Annotated in this window: 19 protein-coding genes; 10 read left to right on the forward strand and 9 right to left on the reverse strand. The window is 37.5% G+C overall.

From position 1 onward, the window contains the following. Nucleotides 1-136 precede the first annotated feature (136 nt). The 3 genes from GZH82_RS01190 to GZH82_RS01200 form a co-directional block, all read right to left on the reverse strand. Nucleotides 137-661, reverse strand: coding sequence for a DoxX family protein (locus GZH82_RS01190; RefSeq protein ID WP_162680952.1), 525 nt, complete (start codon nucleotides 659-661; stop codon nucleotides 137-139). Between the two features lie 525 nt (nucleotides 662-1,186). Further along, nucleotides 1,187-2,329, reverse strand: coding sequence for an IS200/IS605 family element RNA-guided endonuclease TnpB (gene tnpB, locus GZH82_RS01195; RefSeq protein WP_162680811.1), 1,143 nt, complete (start codon nucleotides 2,327-2,329; stop codon nucleotides 1,187-1,189). A 189-nt stretch (nucleotides 2,330-2,518) separates the two neighbouring features. Beyond that, a complete protein-coding gene (locus tag GZH82_RS01200) occupies nucleotides 2,519-3,145 on the reverse strand; it encodes an FMN-dependent NADH-azoreductase (RefSeq protein ID WP_019166837.1) in 627 nt (208 codons plus the stop codon). Between the two features lie 276 nt (nucleotides 3,146-3,421). Here GZH82_RS01200 and GZH82_RS14105 point away from each other — a divergent pair, with 276 nt between their 5' ends. The 3 genes from GZH82_RS14105 to GZH82_RS01210 all read left to right on the forward strand — a co-directional run bounded on the left by GZH82_RS14105 (nucleotide 3,422) and on the right by GZH82_RS01210 (nucleotide 4,809). Further along, on the forward strand, nucleotides 3,422-3,661 hold the full coding sequence (locus GZH82_RS14105) for a hypothetical protein (protein WP_238989610.1): 240 nt from the start codon (nucleotides 3,422-3,424) through the stop codon (nucleotides 3,659-3,661). Nucleotides 3,662-3,666: 5 nt separating this feature from the next. After that, entirely contained in the window at nucleotides 3,667-4,089 is a 423-nt protein-coding gene (locus GZH82_RS14110) for a CPBP family intramembrane glutamic endopeptidase (RefSeq protein ID WP_238989611.1), read from the forward strand. Between the two features lie 81 nt (nucleotides 4,090-4,170). Continuing rightward, nucleotides 4,171-4,809, forward strand: a complete 639-nt coding sequence (locus tag GZH82_RS01210) for an NAD(P)-dependent oxidoreductase (RefSeq protein WP_162680953.1) — start codon at nucleotides 4,171-4,173, stop codon at nucleotides 4,807-4,809. A gap of 245 nt (nucleotides 4,810-5,054) precedes the next feature. Here the strand turns inward: GZH82_RS01210 and GZH82_RS01215 are convergent, their stop codons facing one another. From GZH82_RS01215 to GZH82_RS01225, 3 genes are all read right to left on the reverse strand, one after another. Beyond that, nucleotides 5,055-6,266 (reverse strand): putative multidrug effflux MFS transporter TcaB, encoded by a 1,212-nt coding sequence (locus GZH82_RS01215; RefSeq protein ID WP_162680954.1) that lies wholly within the window; start codon nucleotides 6,264-6,266, stop codon nucleotides 5,055-5,057. A gap of 100 nt (nucleotides 6,267-6,366) precedes the next feature. Beyond that, a complete protein-coding gene (locus GZH82_RS01220; RefSeq protein WP_162680955.1) occupies nucleotides 6,367-6,936 on the reverse strand; it encodes an isochorismatase family protein in 570 nt (189 codons plus the stop codon). Between the two features lie 31 nt (nucleotides 6,937-6,967). Next, on the reverse strand, nucleotides 6,968-7,531 hold the full coding sequence (locus tag GZH82_RS01225) for a TetR/AcrR family transcriptional regulator (RefSeq protein ID WP_203232827.1): 564 nt from the start codon (nucleotides 7,529-7,531) through the stop codon (nucleotides 6,968-6,970). Between the two features lie 215 nt (nucleotides 7,532-7,746). On the opposite strand from GZH82_RS01225, the gene GZH82_RS01230 reads away from it, so the two are divergent. Next, nucleotides 7,747-8,214: an Lrp/AsnC family transcriptional regulator gene (locus tag GZH82_RS01230; RefSeq protein WP_238989612.1), complete on the forward strand. Its 468-nt coding sequence runs from the start codon at nucleotides 7,747-7,749 to the stop codon at nucleotides 8,212-8,214. Nucleotides 8,215-8,473: 259 nt separating this feature from the next. Here the strand turns inward: GZH82_RS01230 and GZH82_RS01235 are convergent, their stop codons facing one another. The 3 genes from GZH82_RS01235 to GZH82_RS01245 all read right to left on the reverse strand — a co-directional run bounded on the left by GZH82_RS01235 (nucleotide 8,474) and on the right by GZH82_RS01245 (nucleotide 11,769). Further along, on the reverse strand, nucleotides 8,474-9,889 hold the full coding sequence (locus GZH82_RS01235; RefSeq protein ID WP_162680956.1) for a pyridoxal phosphate-dependent decarboxylase family protein: 1,416 nt from the start codon (nucleotides 9,887-9,889) through the stop codon (nucleotides 8,474-8,476). A gap of 268 nt (nucleotides 9,890-10,157) precedes the next feature. Continuing rightward, nucleotides 10,158-10,460, reverse strand: coding sequence for an SPIN family peroxidase inhibitor (gene spn / locus GZH82_RS01240; RefSeq protein ID WP_162680957.1), 303 nt, complete (start codon nucleotides 10,458-10,460; stop codon nucleotides 10,158-10,160). 874 nt (nucleotides 10,461-11,334) lie between these two features. Then, nucleotides 11,335-11,769 (reverse strand): Hsp20/alpha crystallin family protein, encoded by a 435-nt coding sequence (locus GZH82_RS01245; protein WP_162682970.1) that lies wholly within the window; start codon nucleotides 11,767-11,769, stop codon nucleotides 11,335-11,337. A gap of 326 nt (nucleotides 11,770-12,095) precedes the next feature. Between GZH82_RS01245 and GZH82_RS01250 the strand changes: the two genes are divergently transcribed. The 6 genes from GZH82_RS01250 (at nucleotide 12,096) to GZH82_RS01275 (ending at nucleotide 18,096) form a co-directional block, all read left to right on the forward strand. Further along, complete coding sequence (locus GZH82_RS01250) at nucleotides 12,096-12,626, forward strand: YfiT family bacillithiol transferase (RefSeq protein ID WP_162680958.1); 531 nt, start codon at nucleotides 12,096-12,098, stop codon at nucleotides 12,624-12,626. Between the two features lie 247 nt (nucleotides 12,627-12,873). Then, nucleotides 12,874-14,364, forward strand: a complete 1,491-nt coding sequence (locus GZH82_RS01255) for a catalase (RefSeq protein WP_162680959.1) — start codon at nucleotides 12,874-12,876, stop codon at nucleotides 14,362-14,364. 220 nt (nucleotides 14,365-14,584) lie between these two features. After that, nucleotides 14,585-14,908: a hypothetical protein gene (locus tag GZH82_RS01260; RefSeq protein ID WP_162680960.1), complete on the forward strand. Its 324-nt coding sequence runs from the start codon at nucleotides 14,585-14,587 to the stop codon at nucleotides 14,906-14,908. Between the two features lie 121 nt (nucleotides 14,909-15,029). Further along, nucleotides 15,030-15,476, forward strand: coding sequence for a Dps family protein (locus tag GZH82_RS01265; RefSeq protein ID WP_019166850.1), 447 nt, complete (start codon nucleotides 15,030-15,032; stop codon nucleotides 15,474-15,476). Nucleotides 15,477-15,824: 348 nt separating this feature from the next. Further along, the gene (locus tag GZH82_RS01270; RefSeq protein WP_162680961.1) at nucleotides 15,825-15,932 is read left to right on the forward strand and encodes a putative holin-like toxin; all 108 of its coding nucleotides are present in this window, start codon (nucleotides 15,825-15,827) and stop codon (nucleotides 15,930-15,932) included. Between the two features lie 787 nt (nucleotides 15,933-16,719). Beyond that, a complete protein-coding gene (locus tag GZH82_RS01275) occupies nucleotides 16,720-18,096 on the forward strand; it encodes a sodium:solute symporter family protein (RefSeq protein WP_162680962.1) in 1,377 nt (458 codons plus the stop codon). Nucleotides 18,097-18,124 lie beyond the last annotated feature (28 nt).

The raw sequence follows: 18,124 nt of genomic DNA on the forward strand, positions 1-18,124 counted from the left end.
TCCGCTTGAGCCTTACACAATGAACAGATAAGGAAGGACGCAAGACTAAGACACAAAAAACCAGGGCGTACTTGTGACACAATGCAGTTGAACTGCCACAAGTGAGCCCTGATTAATTTATAGTCAAAATAATAGTTTAAACGCTTTTATCTTTAGCTTCTGGGTGATAGTTAAAGATGCTGAAAAACTTTTTGCTTAATAGTGAGTTTAAGAAACGGTCTACACCGAAGAAACCACTATTGTATCCGCCGACAAAGATGAAGAATCCGATTAAAATGTAAAGTGGATTCACTGAAACTGTGCCTGCGAATAAGAATAAGAAGTTAAGCACTAAGCCGATCAATGCGCCGACTGGAGTGAAAAGACCTAAAATCAATAATATGCCTGCGATGATTTCAAAAGCAGGGATGATAACATTGATTGTAGGTGTCATTGGAATTACGACGTGCTCTAAAAATGACGTGAATAAAGGATATTGTACGCTGCCGTCTGTTGACATCACAGGTTGTTGAACAGCATGTTGTAAAAATCCGCCTGCATTAAACCCTTTTGGACTTGTTACTTTAGCAATACCTGACATGAGCCAGCCATAACCGAGATAAACACGTAACACCAATAAAATAACACTAGCAATGGTACTTTGCTGGAACCATCTAACCATAAAAACATGCGCCTCCTAATTAAACTGCATCATAAACTGAATCGTCTATTAGTATAATTTATATATCTACAAAGGTATTATATATAAGGATGAGAAATGACACAATACAAATGTGATAACATTCACAAAATAGACAAAAATACTGTCATGACAGCCTTTAAAGACATTTTGAAAATGTTGAAAATCTTCAAAATTTGAAGCGCTTACATGCAAGCAGAATAAGGGTTTAGTCAAAATGAGTATGCGACTGGTAAAGGTATTTTAAATTTTATTTATTTAGAAGTACAAAATAAATAAAAGACAAAAGTTTAAGCATATCAAATTAAACAGAAAATGAAGTGGTTGTTTTGGAGCGTATTTTGGTTGCGTGAACTACTCACCACTTAGCTAAAACATAAAGGTTCTTAACGCTTGAAGTGGGAGCTTCTTGGGAATAGAGCGTACTTGTAAGTGTATTTCTTTACTAACAGAGGTTTCTCTTATTGACCAAGCTATCCCCGTAGACCCTACGGTTATCGGTCTTTTCTAAGCTAATGTTTGCATTCGTAGCCCTTCGGTCAAAATATTGATGCTCGCGTTTATATCTCGGTCATGGTGAGCATGGCAAATAGGACAAGACCATTCTCGAATTTTGAGATTTTTCTTGCCATCATTATGTCCGCAGTCTGAACAGACTTGACTTGATGGAAACCATTTATCAATCTTGACTATTTCACGTCCATACCAGTCAGCTTTGTATTGTAGCTTAATCACAAAGCTAGACCATGACACATCAGAAATGCTTTTAGCCAGTTTATGATTTCGCAACATACCTTTTGTGTTTAAGTCTTCAATACAGATAATATCGTGATTTTTGATAATCTCTGTACTCAACTTGTTTAGAAAGTCAGTGCGTTGATTCATTACCTTTTCATGTAGTCGTGCAACTTTCTGTTTTTGTTTCTGGTAGTTTTTGGCTTCAAAGAGATTGATACCCTTCTTTTTGGCTAACAGGGCACGTCTCGACAACTTACGTTGTTCACGTTTTAGTTTCTGTGCCATTTTCGAAGTGAACTTATTATTATCAATCTTTTGACCGTCAGAAAAAATGGCAAAATGAGTGATTCCAAGGTCAATTCCAATTGCAGAATTAGTTTTAGGAAACTCGACAACTTCTTCTTTGCACAATAAAGAAACATAGTATTTACCGCTTGAACGGCGTGATATTGTAGCTGATTTGATAATACCTTTAGGTTGTCTATGAAGCTTTATTTTAACTGATGACTTCAACTTAGGAACTTTGATGAATTTATTATCAATCAAGGATATTGTGCCATTTTGATTATTAGTGGTATAGCTTTGAACGGGATTCTTCTTACTTTTGAACCGAGGAAATCCAACAGATTTATCTCTAAAGAAATTCTTATATGCCTTGTCTAAATTGAGTTGTGCATTAGCCAAGGCAAGGCTATCTACTTCCTTCAAAAATGGAAATTCATTCTTATATTTAGCTGGTGTCGGGAACTTCATTTTTTTAGAAGAAACATTCTTAGTTTCTTCATAAGCTTTCATTCGATCATCAAGCATTAGATTGTAGACCTTACGGACACAACCGAAAGACTTAGCGAAGAAAATTTTTTGTTCTTCAGTTGGATAGATTCTAAATTTATATGCTTTGAGTCGTTCCATAAGCTACGCACCTCTCTATTTATGATTATAACCCTCATACCGAACGGCATTCATCACCCACCTATAGAGGATGGGAGACTTCTGCCTGAATTAAGTTAAATGGGAGTGTATGATGCATATCGGTATTTAAACTAAAAAAGACCCTTTCCGTGGATATCACAGAAAGGATCTTGAATATCAAAGCCGATATTAGAAGTTACGTCCAAGTTCTTCAGCTTGACGAAGTGAGTGTGCTTTGATTTCTTCGCTACGTTCTGGAGCAGCATGATGACCTTCAACAATGATTGTTTCGTATGAAGGTACTCCGAAGAATGCCATCATTGTTTTGATGTAACGGTCACCGTGTTCTAAGTCAGCGCCAGGACCTTCAGAGTAGAAGCCACCACGAGCTTGGATGTGTAAAGCTTTTTTGTCAGTTAATAAACCAACTGGGCCTTCTGAAGTGTATTTGAATGTTTTACCTGCTACTGCAACAGCATCGATATATGCTTTAAGCACAGGTGGGAATGATAAGTTCCACATTGGTGAAACGAATACATATTTATCTGCGTTAATGAATTCTTCAACGATTTCGCCTAAACGATTTACTTTCTTTTGCTCAGCGTCTGTTAAAGTTTCACCGTTTTGTAATTTACCCCAACCAGAGAATACATCAGCGTCGATTTGTGGAATATCTTCTTTGAATAAGTCGATGTGTACCACTTCATCTTCTGGGTGAGCTTGTTCGTAAGTTTCTTTAAAAGTTTTACCTGCAGCCATTGAAGCTGAAAGTAATTCATCTAGAGGGTGTGCTGTAATATAAAGTAATTTAGCCATAATTAATATTTCCTTCCTTTTTTCAAGAATCGATAGTCTTATTATAACAGGTATAAAAAATATATCAACAAAAAAATCTCGAATTCGTATTTTTTTGAATCACACGATAAAGTTGTATGTTTACACTGTCAAAAGTGCATGATAACAGGATCTCTACAACGATAGTGAAAGATTAATTATAGAACTCAAATTATTAAAAAAGCATCGAAATGGTGTGACATGGTTGGTATGATAAGTTCACCTCATTAACAACAACAATTATAAAGGAGCGCATACATGACAACTTTATCCACTTCAGGGAGGTCGATACAATATCGAGACTTTGTCATCGCCCCTGTATTTATTTTAGTGCAGTACCTTTTTGCGATATTAGCAGAAGAAGTATTTCCGAATCTATTGAAAAGGATTTTTGATGACACATTACAACAATCGGGTCGTACCATTCTGTTTAATATAATGATGTTTTTAGCTCAAATGATCGTCATCATATTATCGCTGCGATTCAAGCGCAGTTAAAAGGCGTGCGTGAACATGGGTGGCGTATCGTCATCATTTATTGCGTGCTCACTGGTTTTATCCTTATTTATCAACGTTTCGCTCTACTGATGGCGATATGGGATGATCGATTCATTACGCTACCATTAAGCTTTGTAACGATTGGTATTTTAACACTAATTGTTGAAGAATTGTTATTTCGTCATCTTATTATTGGCGAACTTAGAAAGATATGGGGCTTTCGATGGATGGCAGTCGTTTCTATTATCGTTTTCGGCGTTTCCCACTTTCTTCATTTTACTTCGATATGGACATTTTTACCTTTTATTGCGGGAGGGATTGCGATGACATATGTCTATATGGCTTCACGACGCAACATTTTAGTCGCAATGACCTTGCACATTATCATTAACTCGATATCTCAAATATTAGGCATGTTAGGGATTTGATGCGAGCGCAAGTTTTTCATTTATCTCATTGCTCGACTATAATGAAAGACATAATAGATAAAGTATAGGGAGGTCACTCATATGAAAGTAGGTATTATTGGTGCGACAGGTAAGGCAGGGCGTTTAATTACTGAAGAAGCGGTGAACAGAGGATTGGACGTCACAGCTATTGTGCGTAATGCATCTAAACTGTCAAATAAAAATGTTAAAGTCATCGAAAAAGATATTTTTGATTTAACAACAGAAGATTTGAGCGCATTTGATGTGGTTGTGAATGCATTTGGAACGCCGATTGGTCAAACACAACCGCATATTGACGCAGGGCGTGTACTCATTCGTGCATTATCCGGTACCGACACACGTTTAATCGTCCTCGGTGGTGCAGGCAGTCTCTATATGGATGAAGAAAGAACGAAAAACAGTTTTGATGTAGGTCGCGTTCCTGATTTTGCGTATGAAATTGCGGTCGGACAAGCGAAAAACTTAGAAGACTTACAAGCAACAACAGATTTAAATTGGACATTTGTGAGCCCTTCCGCATTTTTTGATGCAGACGGTCCACGTACAGGCAACTATCGTATCGGCGGCGATGTGATGTTGTTTAATACGGATGGAGAAAGTTACGTGAGCTATCCAGATATGGCGTTAGCAATAGTAGATGAAGTTGAACGTGGCGATTATCTTAAACAACAAATGACAGTCGTAAGTGAAAAAAATTAATGAATGAATAAAAAGTGTGGGAATGGGACATCATTATTCTTTCAGCTTTGCTATGAAAAACAAAAACATTACATTGAATTATAAAATCAATTTGGACCCCTAAGAACGCGAAGCCATGAAGGCAATCCAAAACACAAATCGTAGGGAGAGGACAAGTTTAACAAGAATATTGCATCAATAGCATCAAAAAATTTTTATGTCCCCTCCCCACACTTTTTTGTGGAAATGTTTCTTCGATCTTAAGTTTATTCTACATGTGTTTGTGATTCATGTCGTGTATTGGCCCAGTAATGATAAAACTGGAGGAACATAATGATAGTCATTGTGACAATCACGACTAAAATGTAAGGTACATAGCTGTATTCACCTTGTAAGCCGACGAGAGGTGTTGAAATTCCACCGATGAAATATTGTAATAAGCCGACTAAACTTGAAGCACTTCCGATTCCTTTTTTCTGACCTTCAACAGCAATCGCAAAAGCTAATGTAGCGATACCAGCGACTGGAGCCATAATGAATAAAAAAGAAGGTAATAAAATCCATAGAGACCAATGATTGATTAACGCGAAAATAGCTAAAATCGCACCGGCTAATTGTATAAATGAAAATGTACGGAAAAGGACGTGTTGATTGATGTATTTAACGAGGCGTCCTGTTAATTGTGCAGTGACGATGAGCCCTAAGCCTGTTAACGCGAAAATGTAGCTATATTGCTGTGCAGTCAAGCCGTATAAGTTTTGCATAATAAACGGAGACGCTGCCATATAGCTGAAGAACATTGCAAAAGTGAATCCTTGAATTAAAATTGGAAGCATAAATGAACGGCGTGTGAGTAACATTTTAAAGTCTTCAGCAATCGCTTTGACACGTGCTGGACGGCGTGAGGATTGCGGTAATGTTTCACCAATTTTAAAGAATACACCGACTAACATGAGTAGTGACAAGAGGGTTAAAATCCAGAAAAGTACGCGGTAGTTCGCTAAACTTAAAATAAAACCACCAAACATCGGTGCTAAGACTGGTGCGGCACCATTAACGAGCATCAACAACGCTAAAAATTGTGTTAACGCTCTTCCTTTATATAAGTCTGTTGCAATCGCTCTTGATAAAACAATCCCTGCACCACCAGAAACCCCTTGAATAAAGCGAAAGACAATCATCACGATGACATTTGGTGCGAGTGCAATCACAATAGAAGCGATGATGTAAGAAATAAGGCTGACGATTAATGGTTTTTTACGACCTGTTGAATCTGACATTGTTCCAGCAACAATATTTCCGACTGCAAGCCCCACCATAAAGAGTGTGAGTGTCAGTTGTGTTAACGCAGTCGTTGTACCGAAGTGATTTTTAACTTCGGGTAAAGCAGGTAAATACATATCAATAGAAAGCGGTCCGAATGCAGCGAGCCCGGCCATAATAATAATAAACAATGGAGACGTACGTTTGTTTTCCATAACTAAATCCCTTTCTTTATATTAGACTCAATACGAAATGGTAAAAAACACGGAAATCATCCATTTGACTTCCGTGCAACCCCTTAAATCAGCGTCCCTCTTATTTTTCAGATTGAAGTCGTGCTATCATTTCTGCTGTTGTTAAAACTTGTCCCATTAGCGGGAAAGTATGCTCAATTGAAAAGTTGTGTAATGATGCCTCAGGTGCTGACATCATATCAGAGAGGAAATATTGATTGTAGGCATGTTGGTACGCATCACGTGCAGTCGTATCGACACCGACATGCGTTGAAATACCACCGAGAATGATATTTTTAATGCCACGACGACGAAGTTGCAAGTCGAGATCTGTCCCGAAAAAGCCACTAAAGCCACGTTTATTCACAATGTAATCATGAGGTTCTGCACCGAGTTCATCTGCAAGTTCCGCAAAGTCAGGAGCAGGTTCGCCGCCAGGTAATGGGCGCATCGCATTCGGTTTTAGCGCATCTTGTCCATCATGAAAATTAACGCGTACAAAAGCGATGAAACCATTATTTTCTTTAAATAACTTCACCATTTGGCTCGCGTTATCTAATACAGTCGAGACACTGTGGGGTGCGGTCTCTCCCATGTTGGCAATGCCTTTTTGTAAATCAACGAGTACTAATGCTGTATTTTCAAAATTCATATTATAACTTCCTTCCATTAATTAACTTAATTTATGATTGAACACCACGAACAAAAATTTTTAAAATCCGATCGACAAACTGTTCGGACGGAATACCTTTGACATAATGTTGATATTCAAACACATCAGCTGAAAATGAATTGATGAGCATATCGCTAAGAAAATCTGGATCTTTCACAATGTTGAGCTGTGTGACACATGCCATCACTTCTTCTTTTAGCTTCACGTAAAAAGGGGTTTGCATCATGACCCGTTTTTGTTTGTCTGTGCGTTCAATTTCTTTTAATAAGTTGACATTGTCTTCCATCAACTTAATCAGTGATAAAAAAATGAAGCGGAGTTGTTCATGTGGATCGTCTATCTTTTGTTTATGGCGATCGATGCGTGCAAACATTTGCGTCACTTCATGTGCGAGCAAAGTTGAACAAATATCGGACTTGTTGGAGAAATGACGATACAGTGTTCCTGTCCCAATTTGAGCTGTTTCCGCAATTTTTTTCATACTTACCTTTTCGACAGTGGCATCATTAAACAATGTTTGTGCTGTCGTAAGAATGTGTTGTTCGTTTCTAAGAGCATCACTACGCTTTGACACAATTTCCAGCTTCTTTCTTTTATAATGATAATACCATTATAAGTGAGATGGGTGTCCGTTTCAAGAAATAAACTCACAAGCATATGATGTGTGCAAATCTTTATTGCGATGTGATTAAAATTGAAGATGACTTGTTTCTACCTATATAATAAAGTGAAATGAATAAACATGGTGACGCAAACTTTGAAGTGTCATTTCCAAGGTGAGAGTTCTTGTTGATAGAGAAAGAAGGCGATGATATGGATGGAATCGATGTACAAATATTAAAACTGTTGAAAACAAATGCGCGCATGAGAGTGAAAACTATTTCTTCTATTGTCATGTTATCCGAACCGAGTGTGAAAAATCGAATTTCAAAAATGATTGAGTCTGGCGTGATTGATGGCTTTCACGTAGATGTCAATTATGAAAAGTTAGGTTATATGATTGGGTTTTTTATGAAAATTACAGAGATTAAAATCGCAATTTCAGAGTTTGAAAAGCGCATTCAACAATTTTCGGATTTTCAAGAGTATTATGCGGTGACAGGGACTGAAAAGTTTATTATTAAAGGGCATACGAAAGATATTGCGAGTTTGAATGCGGTGATAATGAAGATGGAGCATATTGCAGAATTTAATACATCGATTGTCTTGCATAAAATGAAGGTGGATGATTTGGAGCATCCTTTGATAGATGAATGAGACATGTTGCTTTTTTGAACTTTTAGCCTTAATAGATTGCGCTCTTGGGCTCGCTTTCCGAGGCGCCTCACTTCAACTCACTAACGCCTCAACAAATATAACAGTTTAATCAAGCGTTAGTGAGTTGAAGGGCCAGCCCCTAGGAACGCGAAGCCATGAGGGCAATCAAAAACATAAATCTTAGGAATAGGGCGAGTTTAACAAAAATATTGCATCAATAGCATCAAAAATTTTTATGTCCTATCCCCGACACTTCATTTTATGTGGATGCTTCGTGGACATACGTATTCAAACGTTGTAAAGTCCCATCGATATCTGCGTGTGTTGTCTCTGGATGAATGGTGCAAAAGCGAATGACACGACGATGATTTAATTCTGTCGTATACGCTACAGCATAGCCGGATTGCGCAATACGTGAAGCGGCGTATTGCATCACTTTATCATTTTCTTCCGGTGACTTTTGAGGGTCTTCATAACGAAAGTTCACAATGGAAAGTTGCGGCGCTGTGACAATTTTCCAATCAGTCATTTGTTGAATTTGATGTTCGGCATAGCGTGCCATTTCTTGTCCGTGTTCAATGCGACGGCTTATTTCATCTTCACCTAGCACTTGTAATGTCACCCATAATTTCAATCCTCGAGGTGGGCGCGTCAATTCAATACCTAATTTTTCTGGATCGATATTTTCATTTGTTGAAGTAATATCATCTAAATATTCAGCCTCGACACCATAAGTAGAAAGAAGATGGTTTTTATTTTTAACGATCACCATGGCACAACTATACGTTTGAAATAACAGTTTATGGGCATCCCACGTGACACTATCCACCTTATCGATATCTTTTAACAATTGTTGACCTTCTTCAGTGAAAATATGTGATAAACCATAAGCGCCATCTGCATGAACCCACAGTCGATGTTGCTGTGCGATACGTGTAATGTGATTTAAGTCATCAATTGCACCTGTATTCGTAGTACCCGTCGTCGCAACAATTATAATAGGGTGATAGCCTTGCGCAATGTCGAATTCGATTTGATGTTCTAAAGCGGTCACGTCCATCGCATATAAATCATCAGTTGGAATGTAGCGAAGTTGTGATTTTGCAAAACCCGCGATATGCAAAGCTTTTGCGACAGAAAAGTGTGCTTGAGCTGTTAAATAGACGGTCGCTTTAGACATTTGAGAGATTGGAATCATCGCATCTCTTCCAGCAGTAATCGCAGTCAATGTCGCCATCGAACCGCCTGACACAAACACACCGCCTGATAGTATGGGGTCGAATCCTATTTTTTCACTTAAATAACGAATGAGACAATGCTCAATCGCAATAGGAAGCGGGGCATTCGCAAAATTCGATGCATGAATATTATGGGCACTCGTTAAAAGATCAGTCAGCCAAGACAGTTCGGACGCTGGACCAGGAATAAATGAAAAGGCACGTGGATGGTTTGCGCGATAATTATAAGTTAAAATTTCGTTGTGTAGTAAATCCATCACTTCATCTACAGCTTTGCCTTCTTTAGGAATCGACATATGTTGGTATTTGGCAATCATGTATGCTGTGGGTTGAAGTGTCGCGGGTAAATCTTTCATCTCTCTATTTAATAAATGTGCCACTTCATCATAGACGACATGGTTGAATTGAGTATGTGCATTTTTTATATCTATGTTCATATGATGACCTCCACAATATGCTTTTTGATTAATATTGTTATTGTAACGAAACGAAAAGCCATCAGTCTAAGGAAAAGTCAGGCTGAATATGAAAAAGTTAGTGAGTAACAATGACCGAAGTTAAGACCTTATTTTATAAAATGAGGATGACCATACACGTTATAAAATGAATTTAGAAACCAGAAACAAAAATAGCCATCACCTTCATGGTAGCGATAAGGTGATGGCGTTATCTATTAAGCGTTAGAAAGCGTATAAATGTTTAGCGTTAAATTAAATAATCGTATTTTGATGTGTCGAGACCGTCTTGTTTTGCTTTTTGAACGATTTCACTCACTGTATTTAAACCTTGACTTTCAAAGTATGCTTTAAGACGTTCTTTTGTTTGTAGGTTGGTATTTGGATTAATTAAGACGTCTACATATTGTAATTCATGTTCGAGTATTCTTGAGTCGTCGTGTAAAATGATACCATTTTGTGATGTGACTTGTGCGTTTGCCTCGTTACTTACTGCAAAGATACCTGTTGATAATGCGGCTACTGCAAAACCTGTAACTAGCGTTTTTTTCATACTATACAACTCCTTTGTTTTATTAAAACTAATATAACATGTAAATTTTTTAAACATTGCATTATTAAGTGTATTTAATAATAGTTAATATTTATTTAACATTTGAGCATATGAGTTGAATTATTTTATTAATAGATTGATGACATGGGGCATGATTGAGGTTATAAACCAGATTGCTGACTAGGGCTCGCTTTCCGAGGCGCCTCACTTCAACGAATCCACGCTTAGATTGGACTGTTACATTTGTAGTGGAAGCGTTGATGGATTTTCGGGAGCAGTACAGAAATCTCATGTGCAACAAAGATTGCGTAGTACTGCCCCCGCAAGGCTGACTAGACTTCTCAAAAGCGAAAGCATTGAGAAGTTAGACAGCTACTGCGTTAAACAGTAGCCACTATTAAACTCAGATATCGTATTTAAGCCTTTAATTTATGCTACAGGAGTCTCGCCCCGGCTAGCAATCGAGGAAAGCAAAGTAAAAGAAAATGGTCCTCTTATTCATAAGATTCAACTGAGTCGCATCAACTTAAACTGTGTATTGATGGCATGTGAGAGGAGGGTGCAATCAAGCCTTGCCTCACTCAATTTGACTTGATTGAATTGTACACAAGGTGGTAGTTCAATTGGGTTTTCGGCTGCGTCTGATCCCTCGGGAGTCTCGAACTCTTCTTGCAACCACAGGGAGAGCATTAACAAAAGCGTGAACCTTTTATTCCAGTTGTATTAATTTAAACTTATATTGGCGTTGGAGAGTGAGAGTTGTGCGTCATGTATAGCGGTGTGATTTCATCAAAATAAAAAACGCGTACCATGTGCGGGCATGATACGCGAATAATGGAAAGGGGATGGCATTCACATGGCAGATTGTGAATGTTTAGTCGATAGGAATATCAGAGTTTGTAGAACGACCTGGTGTGCGTTTACCTAATGTGACATTTAACATGCCGTTTTGATAAGACGCTTTAATATTGCTTTCGTCTACGTTATTGAAAGTAAATTGTCGTTGCATGTTGCTGAAGTGACGCTCTTGTCGAATGATGCGTCCTTCTTCGTCTTCTTTACGATCTTCTACGGTGTTTTGTGCAGTGATTGTTAAGACGTTGTTTTCAAATTTTAATTGAATGTTTTCTTTATCCATACCTGGTAATTCAGCTTCAACAATATAAGCATCGTCCAGTTCTTTAATATCTGTTCTAATTTGAGAAGTTGTGAATGCGTCGTCTAACATATGACGTCCGAAATCTTTGAAGAAATCACTAGGTTCCATATTGAAAAATGAATGATTGAAAGGTCTCATATCAAAAGCCATCATGCATCTCTCCTTTATTACGTTAGTATTTGAATGTTACTAGCGCTTATAAGATTTTGGCAATCACTTTGACGTTCTGACACCAAAGTGGATTGCTTTATGATTAAAGTATACACCAATAGTCAAAGATAGTCAAGGTCAAAGCGAAACTTGCACTTTTTAATCATGTATTCAATTTAATACAAAAAGAAGAATGATAACGGGTAAAAGATAAACGAGGTGTCGAAAAAGAAGAGTAGAATATATTTTGATTATTCGTATTGAATTACACTTGTGGTGTGAAATGCTATGATGAAAGTGTCTTTTATGATGAAGGAGGGGTCATTATGAATGTAAGATATCCCATTGGAGGATTAGAAATACCAGAAACTATAACACGTGCACACATCGATTCTTGGCTAGAAGAGATTGCGCAATATGTACAGGATTTAAGAAAAACGGTGACGAATTTGAACCAGGGTGATTTGCAAGAGACCTATCGTGAGGGCAGTTTTACGGTACAACAACTTGTCCATCATATTGCGGACTCACAGATGAATATGTTTCAACGGCTAAAATTGGCTTTAACGGATACGCACCCTCAAGTGCCGAACTTTGTGCAAGATGAATGGGTGAAATTGGCAGATTCAGATTTACCTATTGAAGTATCGATTCAAATGCTAGAGGCGATTAATCAACGTGTGGTGGCTATTGGTCAACATTTAACGGAAGCAGAACTGACAAGAGACTTTGTGTTAGAAGACAGTGGTGCAACGACGGTAGGTGAAACCATTGCGAAGTTATCTTGGCATGAACGTCATCATCTTGCACATATTCAAATTGCTTTAGGACAGTTCGATATAGGTCACTCAAATTAAAGTTTTAAAACAATGAAGAAGGACACAGTTGAAAATAGAACAAGGCGAATTGATATTCCAATAATGATACATTAAAATGAGACAAAAAATTGCAACATCATTTTCGATGCTATGATAACGGTGTTTATGGCTAACTTAGCATATCGTACACATTATTTTTTTCAAATTTTTTTGAGAATCACTTTGTAATTAGTTTAAACTAATGGTATACTAAATTAAAATAATTCTAATCTAGAGGTGTGAATATATGAACAGAGATGAATCAAAATTAACGGGCTTATTTGGCCATCCTGTCAGTGACCGTGAAAACTCGATGACTGCGGGTCCACGTGGTCCATTATTGATGCAAGACTGGTACTTTTTAGAACAAATGGCACACTTTGATCGTGAAGTGATTCCTGAGCGTCGTATGCACGCAAAAGGTTCAGGTGCATTTGGTACTTTTACAGTAACGAATGATATCACGCAATATACAAACGCGAAAATCTTTTCAGAAGTAGGTAAACAAACTGAAATGTTCGCACGTTTCTCTACAGTAGCCGGTGAACGTGGTGCTGCAGATGCAGAGCGTGACATTCGTGGTTTTGCATTGAAATTCTACACTGAAGATGGGAACTGGGATCTTGTAGGTAACAACACACCTGTATTCTTCTTCCGTGATCCAAAATTATTTGCAAGTTTAAACCACGCTGTTAAACGTGACCCACGCACAAATATGAGAAGTGCGCAAAATAACTGGGATTTCTGGACGTCATTACCTGAAGCATTACATCAAGTGACAATTTTAATGACAGACCGCGGTATTCCAAAAGGTTATAGACATATGCACGGCTTCGGTTCACATACTTATGGCATGATTAATGCTAATAATGAACGTGTTTGGGTGAAATTCCACTTCAGAACACAACAAGGTATTGAAAACTTACAACCTGATGAAGCTGCAGCAATTATTGCAAATGACCGTGAATCTTCACAACGCGACTTGTACAATGCGATTGAAGAAGGCAACTTCCCGAAATGGAAAATGTACATCCAAGTGATGACTGAAGAACAAGCGAAAAACCATAAAGATAACCCATTTGACTTAACTAAAGTATGGTACAAAGGGGATTATCCTTTAATTGAAGTAGGGGAATTCGAATTAAACCGTAACCCTGAAAACTACTTCATGGATGTTGAACAAGCGGCATTCGCACCTACAAACATTATTCCTGGTTTAGATTTCTCACCAGACAAAATGTTACAAGGTCGTTTATTCGCTTATGGTGATGCACAACGCTATCGTTTAGGTGTGAACCACTGGCAAATTCCAGTTAACCAACCCAAAGGTGTAGGTGTTGAAAACATTTGTCCATTCAGCCGTGACGGTGCAATGCGTTTCTTAGATGGTAACCAAGGTGGTCAAACACACTACTATCCAAACAGTTACGGTGCACATGAAAGTCAACCTGAATACAAACGTCCGCCATTAGAATTAGAAGGTGGCGCGTATGAATATGATTTCAGAGAAGATGATAGCAACTACTTCGAACAACCTGGTAAATTGTTCCGTCTTCAATCACCAGAACAACAAGCACGTATGTTTATTACAACTGCGAATGAAATGGAAGGGACAACGGATGAAGTTAAACGTCGTCACATTAAACATTGTTATCAAGCAGATGTAAACTACGGTACAGGTGTTGCGAAAGCATTAGGTATGGAAGATCAATTAGAAAGCATTATTGCTGAAATCTAATGTCGATCCATTAATCAATAATTAAATAATCAAGCTGTGATAACCCTTGCAGCTCCCGTTTAACACACGGTATCATTTAAGGCGGTTGATTTGATAGCGCACTTACTGCATTTTGAAGACAATCGCCTTTGATGCGTCGTATATGATCAACACTGCACTGTCTCATACACTGTAGATGATATGCGCGATTGCTAAATTTAAAATTCGAGAGGTTTTTGAAATGATATTAGATAGAATCAACCCAGACGACCTATTTCCAACAGAACATATTGAAACGTCTGTATTAGGTATCATGCCTTATCAAATGAAAGACGTGACAAAACGTTTTGAAGCAGCATATGTTGCGACAAATGAACGTCTGATTTTAAATGTGGATATGGACGGACAATTTTATTACCGTAATATCCAATTTAGTGAAATTAAAGCAATTAAAACGACAGATAACGCGTTGGAAATCACATTTGACTACGGCGTGTTCACATTAGAAGAGAGTGACGCTGACAAAGTTAAAACGATGTCGGAGTATTTACATTCTAAAATCTAAATGTGAAGAACACATGAACATTTCGCTGTCCGTGTTTGAGTACATCCTATATCGGTTAAAATATATATGTATGATTCAGTAAAAATATAAACGAATAGAAGCAAGAAAGGTGAGATTATAAATGGCTCAAGGCAGAGAACAAGTCGTTGAAGACTTAAACTTACAATTATCAAACTTCACAGTATTATGGACTAAAATTCACAACTATCATTGGTACGTTAAAGGTCACAATTTCTTCGCGTTACATGAAAAATTTGAAGAACTTTATAACAAAGTGGCTGTCTATGTAGATGAAATTGCTGAGCGTGCACTTGCATTAGAAGGTAAGCCAGTAGGTACAATGAAAGAAGTTTTAGAAGTTTCAAGCATTGAAGAAGCTGAGAAAAATATTTCAGCTGAGCAAATGGTTGCACAATTAGCTGCAGACTTCGAAACAGTGGTTAAAGAATTAAAACAAGCGCAAGGTAACGCAGAAGAAGCTGGCGATGATCGTTCAGCAGATATGTTTATCGAAATTGCGACAGAATTAGAACATAACATTTGGATGTTGAAAGCTTATATTGGTTAATTGGTTTTATGATTTGAGGCTCGAGTCGTCATGAGATAGTGTGACTATTTCAATGATGATTCGAGTCTTTTTTGTTTTATACTCAAATCTTTATTTTATTTTGAATTTGGAAATGAAAGGTTGAAAAATTGAAGAGATGTGCCGTCAGAAAGCTGAGAACTAAGTCTAGATGCTTCCATTTTATAAAAAATAAAATAAAAGTCACATTAAATATAATTGTAGACAAAATTTAAGATGGACTATAAAATGATGGTGTGAGAAAGTGAGATGGATGGTGGCTATCTTAGTATAAAGTGAGGTGATGCCTATGCGCGCATCAACGAAATCTTTAGAAAGGAGAGGCCTTGAATGATAAATGTGATAGACGTGCTTATGCTGATCTTCGCTTTCGGTAATTTTATCGTAGCGCTCATCAGTTTAGTCGTTTTTATTGCTATCAATGTTCAAAAAAAATAACCATTCCTAACTTTGACCGAGTTAAATGGTTATTTTTTACATTTAATGAAGTCACCGTCTTTTTAACGGTCTCACTGAGGCAATGCACATGGTGTGCGTTGCCTTTTATATTTATAAATTAGCACATGAGTCGCTTTTTGTCTAATAAAATATCAAGTCATTTGATTAGGGATATATTAGGCTAAGCATCGAAAAAGAGAAGATTGAGTCAGTACCTTCCGATGAATAGCCTCGGTAACCCTGTCGTAGCGCTCATCAGTTTAGTCGTTTTTATTGCTATCAATGTCAAAAAAAAAAATAACCATTCCTAACTTTGCCCGAGTTAAATGGTTATTTTTTACATTTAATGAAGTTACCGTCTTTTTAACGGTTTTTTCTATATTATAAATTAGCACATGTCTCCCTGTTTGTCTATTTTATATTATACGGATTTCTTTTGTCGAAAACGATTAATACTTTACATTTGATGTATAAAGTTTATAATTTTTAGAAAATAAAGAAATATGACAAAGGGGTAGATTTTAATGTATCAAAGCAAAGGGTCATTGGTGTTAATACGGTGTCTAGATTCACTAGCACCTATAAAGATATTTGACGTAGATGTATTGGAAAAGAAGGGGTTTTGGGGGACGAGGTTGTGGAGCTTAACAATATCCTCAAAATGTATGATTAATAAACTTAAGACAACACTCGCGCGAAGGGTTATGCCGATAATGACGGTGGTTTCGGTAATGCATCACCATGCACAAAAAGGATAAACAACAAAATACAAAGCGAGTTGATTAAAATGAGAACAATAGACTTTTTAGTATTTATCGTTTACTTCGCAGCACTCATTTCAGTAGGTATCATCGGTGTACTAAAAGCAAAATCATCTGAAAAATATATGGTGGCTGACCGTAATCTAGGACTATTGATGTTGTTTGGGTGCTTAACAGCTGTATTTTTAGGTGGTTCTTCTACTATTGGGACTTCACAGTTAGGCTATGAAATGGGGCTTTCAGGTTTCTGGTTTGTATTTTCACTGGGTGTTGGTATTACGATATTTGGCTTGTTTTTGCTTGATCGTATTATGGATTTACAAGTGATCACGATTAGTGAACTGTTATATCGGTTGTTTGGTCATCGTGTGAGAGTGATGGGTGCAGTCGTTACAGCAATGTATACCCTTATGATTTGTGTGACACAAGTGATTGCGATGGGTGCGGTCGTGTCTCAAATTTTTCATTGGCCTATGATGACAGCCATTCTTGTTGGTGGGAGTATTGTCTTTGTATATACGATTCTAGGAGGCATGTGGACGCTCTCGATTACTGACGTCATTCAATTTTTAGTGATGACCATAGGCATGTTTTGTATTATGTTGCCGATGAGTTTACATAGCGTTGGTGGATTGACGATGTTATTTGAACAAATGCCAACGTCACATTTAAGCTTTTTCAATATCGGTTTTGGGGAAATTGTGAATTACTTTGTGACGTATACATTAGGCGTCATGGTCGGACAAGATATTTGGCAACGTTTCTTTACAGGGAAGACGAAGCGTATCTCAAAAACGTCAGGAGTGCTGGTAGGTTTATATAGCGCGCTCTATTCTATTGTGATGGTCATTGTCGGCATGTGTGCGTATGTATTATTTCCAAATATCCAAAATACGCAAAATGTTTTCGCACATATGGCTTTTGAAATATTACCGAACGGCTTGCTAGGGATTGTGTTTGCAGCTTTAATTGCGGCGATTATGTCTACAGCTTCAGGGACATTACTCGCATCAGCAACAATCATTTCAAATGACTTGTTGAAGCCTTATGTTTTCAAAAATATGGAAGATCATCAATTTTTAGGGCTGACACGATTGACTACGTTCATTCTTGCAGTCATTGCCATTGTCATTTCGATTTGGGTGAAAGAAGTTCTCATTGCGATAGATATTGCCTATGCGATTTTGACAGGAGGTATTTTTATGCCGGTCGTTTTAGGATTATTCATGAAGCGCATTACACCGCAAGCGGCATTTTACGCAATCATCGCAAGTGTGATGGTCATTTTTATCGGTATCGGTATTGCAGGACCACAATCTACTGCGACAATATTTTACGCTATACTTGTTAATGCTATAATATTAATCATCATGTCTCAATTTCAGCGTAAAAAAGAAGCATAAAATGTGGCATTTATGTCATCTATATTAC

The sequence above is a fragment of the Staphylococcus sp. MI 10-1553 genome, assembly GCF_010365305.1.
Taxonomy (GTDB): domain Bacteria; phylum Bacillota; class Bacilli; order Staphylococcales; family Staphylococcaceae; genus Staphylococcus.